This window comes from Tetragenococcus halophilus, from assembly GCF_001712815.1.
Lineage (GTDB): Bacteria > Bacillota > Bacilli > Lactobacillales > Enterococcaceae > Tetragenococcus > Tetragenococcus halophilus.
This window is the reverse complement of sequence record NZ_CP012047.1, coordinates 1,891,808-1,907,887: the sequence shown is the minus strand read 5'-3', so window position 1 is coordinate 1,907,887 and position 16,080 is coordinate 1,891,808. Positions and strand designations below refer to the sequence as shown.

Here is a 16,080-nt window from a genome sequence, read left to right as displayed (position 1 = left end):
GAAAGAAGGAAATTTAGCATGTTAAAAATTAACGCTTTAGGAAAACCATGTCCTATTCCAGTAGTTGAAACAAAAAAGGCACTTCGAGATCGTGGAGAGCAGAATGAGCCCATCGAAGTTTCTGTTGATAATCAAGTTTCAGTGAATAATATTACTAAAATGACGGATGATTTGGGAATTGAAACACAAATAAAACAACTGAATGACGAATACTTTACTATTACTTTGATGCCTAAAAAAGGGCTAGATAAGCTCTCAAATGTTAAAGAAGATACAGTGTTAATGATTGGAAGCAAGACATTAGGTAAAGGTGATTCAGCGCTAGGAGACTTGCTAATGAAAAGTTACATTTATTCTTTAACTGAATTAGATGATCTACCGAGCACGCTGATTTTCTTTAATGAAGGAGCCTTTTTAACCAATTACGGTTCACCTATTCTTGCTGATTTAAAAACTTTGCAGGAAAAAGAAGTCACTATTTTGACTTGTGGTACTTGTGTAGATTTTTATGAATTAGAAGAAAAGATTGCTATTGGAGATATTACGAATATGTTTACTATCAGCGAAATCCAAATGAAAGCTGATAAAGTCGTTACACTGTAGAAATGAGGGTGAATTATGGAATGTTTGTTGACTTTTTCAAACACTCACCAAGTCATGAAAGCTGAGGATGTACTTAATAAACAAAATATTTTTACAAAACCAATGCCGCTGCCTAGAGACCTTGGAAACTTTTGCGGAATTAGTTTACGGATTGACAGAGGACAGATTGAACAAAGTTGTGAAATTTTGCGATGTAATGATGTTAGTTTGGATGGAATTTACGACATTATACAAAAAAATAATAAAAAGGAATACGTTTCATGGAAAAACTAATTGATTGTTTTGAACTCGAGGATTACGAGGTTGTATCGATCATTGGTAGCGGGTGGAAAAACCAGTCTGCTTATATTTCTTGCAAAAAAATATTGTCATGAAAAAGTTTTACTAAGTACAACGACTAAAATAGGTTATCCCAAAGCTAATATTTATGATCGCTTAGTTATTGATCCCTTTGAAAACTTAGCAGCGGAAATTGGCATTACTATGGCAGGAAAAGTTACTGCTAAACATGAAAAAAAGAAAATCAGTATGCCTGAGTCAGCAGCTTTTAAACAATCTTTTCCTCTGTTTGATAAGGTTTTTTTAGGAGCAGACGGCGCAAAACAACGACCTCTGAAAGCTTGGGCTGATTTTGAACCTGTCATTGTAACCGAAACGACAACAACGATCGGAATTATCCCTCTTTGTGTATTGGGGCAGCTAACGGATGAAACAATTATCCACCGCTTACCTTATTATTTAAAGTTAGTTTCTGCTAAAAAAAATTCACCCATTACTGTACAACATTTAGCGCAATTGATTGAACATCCAGAAGGATTATTTGCTAAAGCTAGAGGAGAAAAGATTCTGTATATCAATCATGTGGAAGTGACAAGAGATCTGGAACTTGCCAAACAAATTGTTCAAAAATTGAGTCCAATGTTTAAAAAGCAATTAAAAAAAATTATTGCTGGTAATACATTTTCAAATAAAGGATGGATTTTATGGGGAAAATAGCAGAAACTGTAATAGCAATTCGTGGTGGTGGGGATATTGCAACAGGTGTGATTCAAAAATTATACCATGCCGGTTTTAAAGTAGTGATTTTAGAAACAGCGCAACCTTTAGCGATTCGGCGTACTGTAGCAGCCTGTAATGCTGTTTTTTGGGGAAAATATCAAGTGGAAGATTTACATATAGAAAAAATACAAAAACCAGAAGAAAGTCAGTCTATCTGGCAACAAGATAAGATACCATTGTTGATTGACCCTGAAGGGAAAAGTCTAACTTTTTTCAAACCAATGGTTGTTGTTGATGCAATTTTGGCTAAAAAAAATCTAGGGACTAATATTGGCATGGCACCGTTCACTGTCGCATTAGGTCCAGGATTTACGGCAGCAGAAGACGTGGATGTTGTTGTTGAAACAATGCGTGGACATAACTTAGGCCGCTTATTTTTTTCAGGAAAAGCGCTAGCTAACACTGGTGTGCCAGGAAAACTGGGTGGAAAAAGTGCAGAACGGGTTGTTCATTCTCCCGCTACTGGTAAAGTTAAACATGTTCGAAAGATTGGCGACCATGTAAAAAAAGATGAGTTATTATTTTATGTGGGTGATACGGCAGTTTATTCACCTTTAGAAGGAACTTTACGAGGAGAAATCGCTGAAGATCTTGCTATACCAAAGGGATTGAAATGTGCAGATGTAGATCCTAGACCTTCTCAAGATGTTGATTGTTTCACTATATCGGATAAAGCTCGCGCATTGGGAGGCGCTGTATTAGAAGCAGTTATGATGTATTTAAATAAAAAGACAACCACCACTGTAGTGTCTTCTAGGAGTTAGTGAAAGGCTAGCTCTTAGAAGACACTACTTTTGTTAGTGAAGGCTGTTTTTTATATTAGCCAATATAATTGTATAGTGTATATTTCGATATATTAAAGTATTTCGCTACTTTATCGCCAGATTTAGTGATTAAAAAAGCGCCCTTATTACTTAAAAACTGTATACTTTTGACTTTATCTTCTTTTGTCATCAGTGCTACAGGTTTACCAACTAATTTAACGGATTCTTTAATCAGTTCGTCTAATAGATCGTTAACGTTTTGTGGAATGAAGCTTGGTTCTACTTCATCTTCAGGTTCATCGGTAATGGTTAATTTATGCAAAGTATTTTCTGCTGCAAATAAAGAAGATGTGTCAAAATTTATAGCAAGAATTGCTTCGAGTTTGCCATCCTCTCCTTTATAAAACATTGTACTTGATTTTAATACTCGACCATCGCGTGTGCGGGTTAGATAATTATAATTGTCTTCGATTTCTTCGGGATCTTTTTGCAGCGTTTCCAATACAACTTGAGATGGGCCATCGCCTATATGACGATTAGTTATATGACCGTTTTCTATGGCAATGATTGAATGATCCGTTTTATTTTCGTCGATTTTATGTACCACGACTTCACAGTCTTCACCAAATTGTATTGCTATGGCTTTAGCGATTTGTTTTAAAAAGTTAGCATTTTGTTCAGATAGCATAAAAACCCTCCAGCTAGTATTTTATTTTCTTTTTATAATAGTATCATGTAAATTTTCAATTAACAAATATTTATGAGCTTTGAAACATTTTTAATAGATCCAAAAAAATTTTTAGATAAGCTTTTTATTTTTTAGATAACGTGCTATACTAAAGTCAGCAAAAGTTCGAGCCACAAAAAATTATAGTATACAAATCGTGTACAAGGAATTTCTTGTTGGTAACGAGAATATTAGGAGGACAACTTATGTTACTGCTTGGAAATGGTCACTTAGTCACGCACGAAAAAGAAAAGGGTTTCATAGAAAACGGTGCAGTATTAATTGATGGAAAAGTAATCAAAGAAGTTGCAGATACAAAGACCTTGAAAAAGAAGTACCCGGACGTTGAATTTATCGACGCTCAAAATGGCTTGATCATGCCAGGTTTTATTAATATGCATAATCATATTTATAGTACTTTTGCCAGAGGGTTAAGTATCAATGGCTATCATCCGAAGAACTTTTTGGATATTTTGGAGGGTCAGTGGTTCAAGTTAGATAGCGAAATGACCAATGAAACAACTTATCATAGTGGACGAATCGCCTACTTGGAAAGTCTCAAAAATGGTGTTACTACCATGTTTGATCATCAAGCAAGTTATGGAGAAATCGAAGGAAGTTTAGACCAATTATCAAAAGCTGCTACTGAAATGGGCGTACGTACTTGCTTATGTTATGAAGTATCAGACCGTCATGGAAAACAAGCAGCAAATCAAGCAATTGAAGAGAATCTTCGTTTCATCAATAAAGTTCAAAACCAAACAAGCGATATGCAAAAAGCGATGATGGGAATGCACGCTCAATTTACTCTATCAGATGAAACAATGGAAAAAGCAGTGGGGAAAACACCTGAGGGCGTGGGTTTTCATATCCACGTAGCAGAAGGTATCGCAGATGTACATGATGCCTTGCACAAATATCACAAGCCTATTATAAATCGTTTATTTGACCTAGGTATTTTAGGTAGACAAAGTTTATTAGGACATTGTATTTATATTAACCCGCAAGAGATGCAATTGATTAAAGATACTGACACGATGGTTGTAACTAATCCTCAATCTAATATGGGAAATGCCGTTGGCTGTCCGCCAACTTTACGGATGATGGACGAGTTTGGTATTGTTTGTGGCCTGGGTACAGACGGTTTTACCACTGATATTACGGAATCATATAAGTTTGCGAACTTGATTTATAAACATACTTTAGTAGACCCAGGTGCTGGTGGAACCGAAGTCCCAGAAATGTTATTTGCCAATAACCCTAAGATGGCGAATCGTTATTTTGACACTAAACTTGGAGTCATTGAAGAAGGAGCAGCTGCAGATGTTATTATAGCCGATTATCAAGCCCCTACACCGATAACCGCAGATAATGTTAATGGTCATATTCTAATGGCGGTTAATGGCAACAATATTACAGATACAATCATTAATGGTGAGGTAAGGATGAGAAATAAAGAAGTATTAAATGTCGATGAGGATGAAATTTATGCTAAGGCAGGAGAAGAAGCAAAGAAATTATGGAGTAGAATCAATAATTAGAGGTGAAAAAAATGAGTGATGTAATGCGCCCTATATCCATTGAATCGTTATTAGATTGGGTTATGAAAGAATACAGAAAAACAGGAACTATTTTTGGTATCCGGCAGTTTTATAAAGCGGATAAAAGTAAAAAAATATCCTTATTTAACGAAAAAATGGAAGTACCGTTTGGTCCAGCTGCTGGTCCTCAAACACAATTAGCTCAAAACATCGTTGCGGCTTATGTTAGTGGTGCTAGGTTTTTTGAATTAAAAACAGTGCAAGTGATCGACGGAGAAGACACAGGAATTGCAAAACCATGTATTTCGGCTAGAGATGAGGCTTATAACTCAGAGTGGTCAACAGAATTGCGTGTACCACAAGCTTTTGAAGAGTACACGAAAGCCTGGTTTGTTTTAAAACTATTAAGTCGAGAGTTTGATTTAGGCGATCCTGATGGTTTTATCTTTAATATGAGTGTTGGCTATGATTTGGAAGGAATCCTAACGCCAAAAATCCAAAAATATATTCATGATATGCAAGATGTTTCAAAGACACCAATTTGGGGAGAATGCTTGCAAGCAGCACGGAAATATATGGAACAATTTACACGTATTGATGAAGAATACTTGAATGAAATTAGTCCCTATGTTTCACGTTCTATAACATTATCAACTTTACATGGATGCCCTCCAGATGAAATTGAAAAAATAGCTACTCACTTTATTAAAGAACAGCAACTCCATACTTTCATTAAATGTAATCCAACTTTGCTAGGCTACGATTACGCTCGTGAAATGATGAATAAACTTGGTTTTGACTATATGGAATTTGATGATCATCATTTTGTAGAAGATTTGCAATTTGAAGAAGCTGTTCCAATGCTTAAGCGATTACAAAATTTAGCTGATAGGTTACAACGAAATTTTGGAGTAAAAATAACGAATACTTTCCCTGTAGATGTTGGTCAAAATGAATTACCTGCAGAAGAAATGTTTATGTCTGGTCGTGCGTTGTTTCCTCTGAGTATCGCTGTGGCTAAAAAACTATCTGACGCTTTTTCAGGGAAACTACAGATTTCTTATTCCGGTGGAGCAGATATTTTCAATATTAAAGACTTATTTGAAGCGGGAATTTGGCCGATTACAGTGGCTACTACATTATTAAAACCCGGTGGTTACCAGCGTATACAACAAATGTCCAATGTAATCTCTTCTTTGGAATATCCTAATTATATTCAATTAGAATTGGATAAATTAACAGAACTAGTAGAAAAATCAAAAGCTCAAGCACTTTATCAAAAACCTATAAAACTACCAATTTCTCCCAAAATTAAAGAGAAGTTGCCATTACTTGACTGTTACACCGCTCCATGTCGTGGAACTGGTGGTTGTCCTATTGATCAAGATATCCCAGCTTATTTACGCTATGTTAGTGAAGGAAAGCATTTGGAAGCTTTAAAAGTAATCGTGGATAAAAATCCGTTACCTTTTATTACAGGAACGATCTGTGCGCATCCGTGCCAGACAAAATGTACACGTCAATTTTATGAAAATTCTATCGATATTCGAGGCGTGAAGTTAGAAGCTGCCGAAAATGCTTATGATGAATTAATGGCAACGATGGAAAAACCTGAAAGAAAAGAAAATGCACCAAAAACGGCAGTAGTTGGTGGGGGTCCAGCAGGTATTTCAGCCGGCTATCTTTTAGCCCGTGAAGGTTATCCAGTAACTGTTTTTGAAAAAGGTAATGATGCAGGTGGTGTTTGTAGCCAAATCGTACCAGAATTTCGTATTTCTATGGAAAGTGTACAAAAAGACGTAGATATGGCTAAGTTCATGGGAGCTGAATTTAAAACTGGAGAAGCAGCTCCAGCAATTGATTCTTTGAAAGATGCTGGCTATGAAAATATTATCTACGCCATTGGCGCTCATAAGCACAATAATCTTCGCTTAGATAAAGGTGAAGCAATTAATTCCTTAGAATTTTTAAGTGATTTGCGAGTTGACCCAAGACATAATGTTTATGGTGAAGATATTGTTGTAATTGGCGGTGGAAATACAGCTATGGATTGCGCTCGGGCTGCTAAACGCTTGCCAGGTGTCAAGAATGTTTCCTTGGTTTATCGTCGTGATAAACGAAATATGCCAGCGGATGAAGAGGAACTTTTGACAACTTTAGATGAAGATGTGACTTTCCGTGAATTATTGTCGCCTGTATCATTAGAAAATGGTTATCTGACTTGTGAGGTAATGAAATTAGGAAAAAGAGATGAATCCGGCCGTCAGCGTCCAGAATCAACCGGTCAATTTGTTGATATCAAAGCCTCGACAGTCGTTTCTGCGATTGGAGAAAAAGTGGATGACAGTTACTTTAATGAACTGGGCATTCAAACAGACCCAAGAGGTCGCGTGCTTGTTGATCCTGATACTTTAGAGACAAACTTGGAGCATGTATATGTAGTAGGGGATGCTCACCGTGGTCCAGCTACCATTGTTGAAGCAATTGCAGATGCTACAAAAGCTTGTAGTAGTATTTGCGAAATCCATAATAAAAATTATGAACGTGCGAATAAAAATATTGATTTACAAGAACCTCGGAGTAAAAGAGGAATATTGCTAACAGATGAAGATCCAGTTTCTCAGGCTGAACGTTGTCTGGAATGTTCGACAATATGTGAATCTTGTGTGGATGTATGTCCCAACCGAGCGAATGTTGTTATTAATGTAAATGATCGTCCACAAATCATGCATATCGACAGAATGTGTAATGAGTGTGGGAATTGTGAAACTTTCTGCCCTTATTCTAGCGCGCCCTATAAAGTTAAATTTACCTTGTTTAATAATGAAGAAGATTTTTATAATAGCACAAACCAAGGATTTTATGTGATTGATCAAGCAACAAAAACTTGCTTGGTTCGTTATAAAGATAAGGAACAGACGGTTGAACTTAATACAACAAGTAACACAGATATTGCAGATGGAATCATAGATTTAATGGAAACAGTAATTGATGATTACGATTTCTGTTTAGCTAATTAAGAGGTGAAAATCATTGGCGATGCTAATCAAAGGCGGAACGGTCGTTTCTACAAGCGGCCGTCGTCAATTGGATGTTCGGATAAAAGATGAAAAGATTATAGAGATGGGATGCGATTTAGAGGTTAATGAAGACAAAATTATAGATGCTTCTGCTTGCTATCTTTTCCCAGGATTTATCGATGGGCATACTCATTTAGAATTAGAAAATGACTTAGCGACAACTTCAGATAACTTTGTAACCGGCAGTCAGGCGGCAGTTGCCAAGGGAACAACGACTATCATTGATATGGCGACACCCGTTCGCGGTAGTTCCCTAAATAACTGTTTGAAAACTTGGAACCAAATGGCTGAAGGTAAGGCCTCTTGTGATTTTAATTATCATATGTCACTCATTGAATGGACCCCTGCAATAAAAGCAGAAGTTTCAGAAATGATTGCTCAGGGGATCACATCTTTTAAAATGTATATGGCTTATGACGCGATGCGTGCTAGCGATGCTGAACTCTTTGAAGCTATGAAAGAAATAAAAAAAGTGGGTGGTATATTAGGCGTTCATTGCGAAAACGGTGATGTAATCAATCAATTACAAAAAGATTATTTGCAAACTGGAAAAGTAGCGCCCAAATACCATCCATTATCACGGCCTAATGTATTAGAAGCCGAAGCGATTAATCGTTATCTTACCATTGCAGGCCAAGTAGGTTTAGCCGTTAACATTGTGCACTTAAGTACGAAAGAATCGTTAGAAGTAGTGAAAAGAGCGAGAGCAAAAGGACAAGTAGTGTATGTTGAAACTTGTCCCCAATATCTACTTTTAGAGGATTCCTTATATGACTTGCCGAATTTTGAAGGCGCTAAATACGTTTGTTCACCTCCTTTAAGAAAACCTACAGATAATAAAGCTTTGTGGCAAGGCGTGATCGATGGACATGTTCAAACAATTTCTACGGATCATTGCGATTTTAATTTCTCTAATCAAAAAATTAACGGTAAAGACGACTTTACTAAAATACCAGGGGGCATGCCAGGTGTTGAAACACGTCCAGAGCTAATTTATACAGCCGGCGTTATGACAGAAAAGATCAGTTTGGAACGTTTTGTTGGTTTGTTATCTGAAGATATCGCTAAACAGTTTAATATGTATCCTAAAAAAGGGGTTATTCAAATTGGCAGTGATGCAGATATTGTCATTTGGGACCCTGAACAAAGGGATGTTATTAGCGCAAAAACACAAGTAACAAATTGCGATTACACTCCTTATGAGGGTTTTGAAACGATAGGAAAAGCACGTGATGTTTTTCTTCGAGGAGATAAAGTTGCTGAAAACGGAAAAGTTTGTAAAGAAAAAATCGGAAAATTTGTTTTCCGGAAAATTAATGAATGAAATTGGAGTGAAAAGTTTGGAAAAAATCAGATGGGTTAAAAATGAAATGCCAAAAACCGAGGATCCATATTTATATTTAATGGATAAGGCGAATATGGAAAAGGCACGTGCGTTTCACAAAAGTTTCCCACAATATAATGAAACACCCTTAGCTAAATTGGATCATATGGCTCATTACTTAGGAGTGAAAAATCTTTTTGTTAAAGATGAGTCTTATCGCTTTGGTTTAAATGCTTTTAAGGTATTAGGCGGTTCTTTTGCTATGGCAAATTATATTGCCGAACGTACAGGAAAAGATATTTCAGAACTTGATTATGACACATTAACATCAGATGAATTAAGAGAAGAATTTGGACAAGCCACCTTTTATACAGCTACAGATGGCAATCATGGCAGGGGCGTAGCTTGGGCAGCTAATAAATTGAGGCAAAAAGCAGTTGTATTAATGCCCAAAGGCTCTACTCAAACACGCTTTAATAATATAAAAAATGAAGGCGCTGACGTTACGATTGAAGACGTTAATTATGATGAATGTGTTAGAAAGGCCAACGCATTGGCTGAATCTACTAAAAATGGTGTGATGGTTCAAGATACAGCATGGGAAGGCTACGAAAAAATTCCAGCCTGGATTATGCAAGGTTATGGAACAATGGCAAGTGAAGCTGATGAAGAAATGAAAGACGTTAGTAAACGCCCTACACATGTTTTTATTCAAGCAGGTGTAGGTAGTTTAGCAGGAGCAGTTATTGGTTATTACGCCAACTTGTATCCTGAGAATCCACCTAAGATAGTTGTTATGGAAGCCCAAGCAGCAGATTGTTTGTATCAGTCAGCTAAGCAAAAAGATGGAAAAATTCGTTTTGTTGATGGTGATCTAGATACAATTATGGCTGGTCTTGCTTGTGGCGAGCCCAATACAATTTCTTTTGATATTTTAAAAAATCATGTAGACGCTTTTGTTTCTTGTCCTGACTCTGTATCAGAAAAAGGGATGCGTATGTTAGGCGCACCGATTAAAGGAGATCCACAGGTTGTATCTGGTGAATCAGGTGCTGTAGGAATGGGCTTAATTGCTAGTTTGATGAAAGACCCTGAATATAAGGATCTAAAAGAATATTTAACTTTAGGTAATGATTCAGAGATTGTGTTGTTTTCAACAGAAGGCGATACGGACCCTGATAATTATAAACATATTTTGTGGAGGTAGAAAGAATGGATTTAGAAGCAATCAAAAAACAAGCACAAAATTACGAAAAGGATATGACAAAATTGCTACGTGATTTGGTCAGAATTCCGGGTGAGAGTGCTGATGAAGGAAAAAAATTACAACGTACTAAAGAAGAAATGGATAAACTCGGTTTTGATCAAGTAGAATTTGACCCGATGGGAAATTTACTAGGATATATGGGAACAGGTAAAACATTAATTGCTTTTGATGGACATATGGATACAGTTGCGATTGGCGAAAAGAAAAATTGGCAATTCGACCCCTATGAAGGTTATGAAAATGACAGTGAAATTGGCGGACGTGGAACATCTGATCAAGAAGGCGGAGTTGTTTCTGCTATCTATGGCGCTAAAATCATGAAAGATTTAGGCTTATTGAGCGATAAATATACTGTTTTAGTCACAGCAACTGTTCAAGAAGAAGACTGTGATGGATTATGTTGGCAATACATTATTAACGAAGATAAGATTCGTCCGGAATTCGTCGTTTCTACTGAGCCGACTGATGGCGGAATTTATCGGGGACAACGGGGCCGTATGGAAATTCGGGTTGATGTTCGCGGTGTTTCCTCACATGGATCGGCGCCAGAGAGAGGCGACAATGCAATTTATAAAATGGCAGATATTTTAAATGATGTACGTGCATTAAATAATAATGGTTGTACCGAATCAACTTCTATCTATGGTTTAGAAAAAATGTTACATCAACAATTTAATTCAGATTGGCAAGAAGCACAATTTTTAGGTCGAGGAACGATAACAGCATCGCAAGTATTTTTCTCTTCGCCAAGTCGTTGTGCAGTAGCGGATGGTTGTTCTGTTTCCTTAGTCCGTCGTATGACAGCTGGAGAAACATGGGAAAGCTGTTTAGAAGAAATCCGACAATTGCCAGCTGTGCAAAAATACGGCGAAGACGTTGAAGTTTCAATGTATGACTATGATGTCCCAAGTTATACTGGCCAATCATATCCAATTGAATGCTACTTCCCGACATGGGTTATTCCAGAAGATCATGAGGTTACAAAAGCTTTAGTTGAAACTCATGATCAATTATATGGGGATAAACGGCAAGGACCAGATTCACAAATAAAAATGCGTGAAGTACGTCCTGTTCTTGATAAATGGACTTTTTCAACCAATGGCGTCACTATTATGGGGCGCAATGATATCCCTTGTATTGGTTATGGACCGGGCGCAGAAGATCAAGCGCATGCGCCAAATGAAATCACCTGGAAAGAAGATTTAGTTCGTTGTGCTGCGTTTTACGCAACTTTACCGACAGTTTATACGAAATAAGAAATGAGGAAAAGTGAATGGCAAATTTTGAAAACTTATTAGAAGAAATCAATAGTTACAATACCACAGATATGTTTGGAAATGATTTTATGCAGACTTGGCATAAATCAGAAGATGAATTAAAAGCAACTTTAAAAGTTGCAGATGCGCTAAGAAATTTACGAGAAAGAAATATTTCAACCAAAATTTTCGATTCTGGACTAGGCGTTTCTATATTCCGTGATAATTCAACGCGGACACGTTTTTCTTTTGCGAGCGCTTGTAATATGTTAGGTCTGGCTGTCCAAGATTTAGATGAAAAAAAATCACAAATTTCGCATGGTGAAACAGTTCGTGAAACAGCAACAATGATTTCTTTTATGGCGGATGTGATCGGGATTCGCGACGATATGTATATCGGTAAAGGTGATGCTTATATGCGCGAAGTTATTGAATCCGTAAAAGAAAGCCAAGAAGACGGAATTTTAGAGCGACGTCCTAACTTAGTTGACTTACAAGACGATACTGATCATCCGACACAGGCTTTAGCTGATTTAGATCATATCATTCATGAAGTAGGGGGGATTGAAAACTTAAAAGGCAAAAAAATCGTCATGTCGTGGGCTTATTCGCCATCTTATGGTAAACCTCTATCTGTTGCTCAGGCAATCATCGGCTTGATGACACGTTTTGGCATGGATGTGACTTTGACTCATCCAGAAGGATACGAAGTAATGCCCGAAATCGAAGAACTAGCGCAGGAAAATGCGGAAAAATCAGGTGGTTCTTTTAAAAAGACTTATGATATGAAAGAAGCATTTACCGATGCTGATGTTATTTATTGTAAAAGTTGGGCACCTTTTAAAACGATGGAAAAAAGAACGGAATTATACAGCGAAGGTGACTTTGAAGCAATTGATGAGTTAGAAGATGAGCTATTAAAGCAAAATAGACAGCATAAAGATTGGGCTTGTACAGAAGAAATGATGGAGTTAACAAAAGATGGTAAAGCATTATACATGCACCCACTTCCTGCAGATATTACAGGCATTTCTGCAGATGAAGGCGAAGTAGATGCTTCTGTATTTGATCGTTACCGCAAGGAATTGTACAAAGAAGCTAGTTACAAACCCTATGTAATTGCTGCGATGATTTTCTTAAGCAAATTCCAACTGCCTGGACAAGCTTTAAAAGATTTGGAAAAACGGGGAAAACAACGACATTACGACGAATAATTAGCAAAAGTAGAGAAGTTTTAAGGAAATGAAAAAGATTTCTTTACTTAAAACTTCTCTTTCTTTTTTGAAATGAAATAATAAAAAATTATTGATTCAGGAGGAAAAAGATGACAAAAGTTGTAGTAGCTTTAGGCGGTAATGCTTTAGGAAATAACTTGAAAGAACAGATGGAAGCTGTGAAAAAAACAGCGGTTAATGTAGTGGATCTTATTGAAGAAGGCTATGAAGTAGTATTAGCTCATGGTAATGGTCCACAAGCAGGAATGATTAAACTAGCGATGGATGAAATGACGGCCAAAGATCCTAAAAAGTATCCTCCGGTATCTTTATCCGTTAGCGTGGCAATGAGCCAAACTTACATTGGTTATGACTTACAGAATGCTTTAAGAGAAGAGATGCTTTCTCGCAAGTTGGAAAAACCGGTTGTTACGATCGCGACTCAAGTTGAAGTAGATCCTAATGATCCTGCTTTTGACAAACCAACAAAACCAATTGGTCGTTTTATGGCTAAAGAAGAAGCAATGCAAGCTGCTATGGAAAAAGACATTGTAGTAGCAGAGGATGCGGCCGAGGTTACCGGCAAGTCGTCGCTTCGCCAAAACCCAAAGAGATCATAGAAATTGAAACAATCAATCATTTGATCAGTGCCAATGAACTAGTGATTACTTGCGGTGGTGGGGGAATTCCCGTTATAAAAGGAGAAAATAACCACTTGCAAGGAGTTCCAGCAGTTATTGATAAAGACTTTTGTAGCGCTTTGTTAGCTGAAACGATCAATGCGGATTTTTTAATCATTTTAACAGCCGTTGAACAAGTTGCTTTAAATTTTGGTAGTCCAGAACAAAAAAATCTAGCAAAAGTTTCACCCTATGAGCTACAAAAATATATTAACCAAGGACATTTTGCACCTGGTTCTATGTTGCCAAAAGTTGAAGCGGCAATGAACTTTGTCAAACAAACAGATAAAAAAGCTTTGATCACCTCTTTGGAAAAAGCAAAAGAAGGATTAGCTGGTAAAACAGGTACGCTAATTACAAGTAATTAAGGAAGAAGGTAAGAAATTGACAAAAAATATGATTAATACAAAGCAAGCACCTACAGCTGTAGGGCCATATTCGCACGCTGTTTTAGTAGGAAATCAAGCCTTTATATCAGGTCAATTAGGCTTAGATCCTGTATCAAAAAAATTACAAGCAAGTGTAACCGATCAAGCAAAACAAGCATTTAATAATCTGGGAGCAATACTGCAAGAGGTGGACTTAACCTTCTCTGATATTGTGAAGACTACTGTTTTTTTAACAGATATGGCAGATTTTGCAGCAGTGAATGAAGTTTATGCAGATTATTTCGGCGAATGGAAGCCAGCTCGTTCTTGCTTTGTTGTAAAGGAATTACCATTGGGCGGTTCTTTTGAAATCGAAGCCATAGCTATGAAGTGATGGGTCTGTCTGCCCGCTCGAAAGGAGAAGACGAATGGAGTCGAAAAAAGAATTAAACGCTCTTTATAAATATGATGCTAAACCTCAGTTTGGTGAAATCCTATCTTTAGGTTTACAACATGTAGTCGCGGCGATTGTAGGTATTGTGACCCCAGGATTGATGATTGCAGAAGTAACTAATTTGAACGAAGCCAATACTACTTTAATTTTACAAACGTCTTTAGTCTTTGCAGGAATTACTACCTTGATTCAGCTCTTTCCAATTTTTGGCCGTTTTGGCGCTCGTTTACCTGTTATGATGGGGGCTAGTTTTGCTTATGTACCTATTCTACTGGCAATTGGTGCTGAGTTTGGTATAGGCGCGATTTTTGGCGCGCAGTTAATTGGTGGTTTGACAGTGATCTTTGTTGGTCTGACCATTAAGAAAATTCGTTTTATCTTTCCACCGATCGTAACTGGTACAGTCATTTTAAGTATTGGTTTTTCCTTATTTCCAGTAGCTGTCAAATATATGGCAGGAGGAGCCGGAAATGAAGGCTACGGATCTTGGCAAAGTTGGTTAGTAGCCATTATCACTTTTGTCATTGTTTTTTACTTAAATAATTTTGGCAGAGGATTTTTGAAATTATCTTCGATGTTAGTAGGAATGATTATTGGTTATATTGTTTCATTATTTTTGGGAATGGTTGATTTTGTTCCTATAGCAAATGCCGGAATTGTACAAAGTATTTTGCCGCTTCATTTTGGTTTAGAATTTAAAGCTGTTCCAATTGCGACTTTGGTCGTGATGTATTTAGTTGATTCTGTGCAAACAATTGGGCAATTTACTGCTACAACATTTGGTGCTATGGATCGTCAGCCTACGGATAAAGAAATTTCTGGCGCAATTATGGGTAGTGGACTGGCTAACTTTTTAGGAAGCCTGTTTGGTTCAGTCCCTTGTGCAACATTTGGACAAAATGTAGGCCTAGTTGTTTCAACCAAAGCAATCAACAAATATATTTTTACTTTTGCCTCGGGTGTTTTGTTAATTGCAGGCTTTTTACCTAAAATTGCTGCTATTTTAACAACCATACCGCAATCAGTTATCGGTGGTGCAACGATTTCTGTTTTTGCTACGATTGCAATGACAGGGTTGCGCACGGTAGCTAACGAAGGACTGACACCGAAAAATACTACAGTTGTCGGAACTTCTTTAGCATTTGGGATCGGGATTGCTCTTTCAGAAGGATCACTTGCTGGTTTTCCTGCGTGGGTGACGACAATTTTTGGGAACTCTGAAGTAATTTTAACCGCAATTATTGCAGTAATCTTAAATCTCATTTTAAATAAACCAAAACCAGAAAAAATCCTACAAGAGTAAATTTGTAAAAATAATCAAAAAGGATCGTTTTTTACTGGAAAGCCGTTATCTATTGTATATTAGTGGAGGTTTTTTATGACAAAGCAAAATGAACTATCTTATAAAATGACCTTACGGTTGAAAAAGGGTGAAATTTTTTTTGGTCCTGGCGTTTTAGATGTTTTAAATTTAGTGAATAAAAATGGTTCATTGAGTCAAGCGGCTAAAGAAATGGGAATGTCATATAATAAAGCTTGGCGTATTGTTCAAAAGGCAGAAAAATTATGGGGGAAAAAATTGATTGTTTCAAAAATTGGTGGTTTCCAAGGAGGAGGTTCCCAGCTAACGCAAGAAGGAAAGAAACTTGTCAGAAAGTATGAAAGTTTTGAAAAAGAAGCTAACAAGAAAGTTAAACAACTTTTCCACGATATTTTTTTAACAGAAAAGAAATGATAAAAGTA

General features: G+C 36.9%; 14 protein-coding genes and 1 pseudogene. 14 read left to right on the top strand and 1 reads right to left on the bottom strand.

Annotation, left to right across the window (positions count from 1 at the left end):
- Window positions 1–18 precede the first annotated feature (18 nt).
- The 4 genes from yedF to yqeB are packed head-to-tail and all read left to right on the top strand — an operon-like array spanning window position 19 to window position 2,426.
- Window positions 19–603 carry a sulfurtransferase-like selenium metabolism protein YedF gene (gene yedF, locus AC806_RS09105; RefSeq protein WP_069029178.1) on the top strand — a complete coding sequence of 195 codons (585 nt, stop codon included), beginning with the start codon at window positions 19–21 and terminating at the stop codon, window positions 601–603.
- Between the two features lie 15 nt (window positions 604–618).
- Window positions 619–876 carry a putative Se/S carrier protein gene (locus AC806_RS09100; protein WP_069029177.1) on the top strand — a complete coding sequence of 86 codons (258 nt, stop codon included), beginning with the start codon at window positions 619–621 and terminating at the stop codon, window positions 874–876.
- 30 nt (window positions 877–906) lie between these two features.
- A complete protein-coding gene (gene yqeC, locus AC806_RS09095) occupies window positions 907–1,599 on the top strand; it encodes a selenium cofactor biosynthesis protein YqeC (protein WP_231960489.1) in 693 nt (230 codons plus the stop codon).
- Window positions 1,587–2,426, top strand: a complete 840-nt coding sequence (yqeB, locus tag AC806_RS09090; protein WP_061840283.1) for a selenium-dependent molybdenum cofactor biosynthesis protein YqeB — start codon at window positions 1,587–1,589, stop codon at window positions 2,424–2,426. Before yqeC ends, yqeB begins: the two co-directional genes overlap by 13 nt.
- 55 nt (window positions 2,427–2,481) lie before the next feature.
- On the opposite strand, the gene AC806_RS09085 is transcribed toward yqeB, so the two are convergent.
- Complete coding sequence (locus tag AC806_RS09085; RefSeq protein ID WP_061840284.1) at window positions 2,482–3,114, bottom strand: helix-turn-helix transcriptional regulator; 633 nt, start codon at window positions 3,112–3,114, stop codon at window positions 2,482–2,484.
- A gap of 245 nt (window positions 3,115–3,359) precedes the next feature.
- Between AC806_RS09085 and ssnA the strand changes: the two genes are divergently transcribed.
- The 10 genes and pseudogenes from ssnA to AC806_RS09035 all read left to right on the top strand — a co-directional run bounded on the left by ssnA (window position 3,360) and on the right by AC806_RS09035 (window position 16,072).
- Window positions 3,360–4,694 carry a putative aminohydrolase SsnA gene (gene ssnA / locus AC806_RS09080; protein ID WP_069029176.1) on the top strand — a complete coding sequence of 445 codons (1,335 nt, stop codon included), beginning with the start codon at window positions 3,360–3,362 and terminating at the stop codon, window positions 4,692–4,694.
- 11 nt (window positions 4,695–4,705) lie between these two features.
- Window positions 4,706–7,714 (top strand): putative selenate reductase subunit YgfK, encoded by a 3,009-nt coding sequence (gene ygfK / locus AC806_RS09075; RefSeq protein WP_069029175.1) that lies wholly within the window; start codon window positions 4,706–4,708, stop codon window positions 7,712–7,714.
- A gap of 13 nt (window positions 7,715–7,727) precedes the next feature.
- Window positions 7,728–9,098, top strand: a complete 1,371-nt coding sequence (gene hydA, locus AC806_RS09070; protein ID WP_069029174.1) for a dihydropyrimidinase — start codon at window positions 7,728–7,730, stop codon at window positions 9,096–9,098.
- 16 nt (window positions 9,099–9,114) lie between these two features.
- Complete coding sequence (gene dpaL, locus AC806_RS09065; RefSeq protein WP_041591911.1) at window positions 9,115–10,305, top strand: diaminopropionate ammonia-lyase; 1,191 nt, start codon at window positions 9,115–9,117, stop codon at window positions 10,303–10,305.
- A gap of 5 nt (window positions 10,306–10,310) precedes the next feature.
- Entirely contained in the window at window positions 10,311–11,621 is a 1,311-nt protein-coding gene (locus AC806_RS09060; protein WP_069029173.1) for a YgeY family selenium metabolism-linked hydrolase, read from the top strand.
- 17 nt (window positions 11,622–11,638) lie between these two features.
- On the top strand, window positions 11,639–12,835 hold the full coding sequence (ygeW, locus tag AC806_RS09055; RefSeq protein ID WP_069029172.1) for a knotted carbamoyltransferase YgeW: 1,197 nt from the start codon (window positions 11,639–11,641) through the stop codon (window positions 12,833–12,835).
- 110 nt (window positions 12,836–12,945) lie between these two features.
- Window positions 12,946–13,883: pseudogene (gene arcC / locus AC806_RS09050) on the top strand (carbamate kinase).
- A gap of 16 nt (window positions 13,884–13,899) precedes the next feature.
- On the top strand, window positions 13,900–14,277 hold the full coding sequence (locus tag AC806_RS09045) for a RidA family protein (protein WP_014124028.1): 378 nt from the start codon (window positions 13,900–13,902) through the stop codon (window positions 14,275–14,277).
- Window positions 14,278–14,311: 34 nt separating this feature from the next.
- Window positions 14,312–15,640: a uracil-xanthine permease family protein gene (locus AC806_RS09040; RefSeq protein WP_069029171.1), complete on the top strand. Its 1,329-nt coding sequence runs from the start codon at window positions 14,312–14,314 to the stop codon at window positions 15,638–15,640.
- A gap of 75 nt (window positions 15,641–15,715) precedes the next feature.
- The gene (locus AC806_RS09035) at window positions 15,716–16,072 is read left to right on the top strand and encodes a winged helix-turn-helix domain-containing protein (RefSeq protein WP_069029170.1); all 357 of its coding nucleotides are present in this window, start codon (window positions 15,716–15,718) and stop codon (window positions 16,070–16,072) included.
- Window positions 16,073–16,080 lie beyond the last annotated feature (8 nt).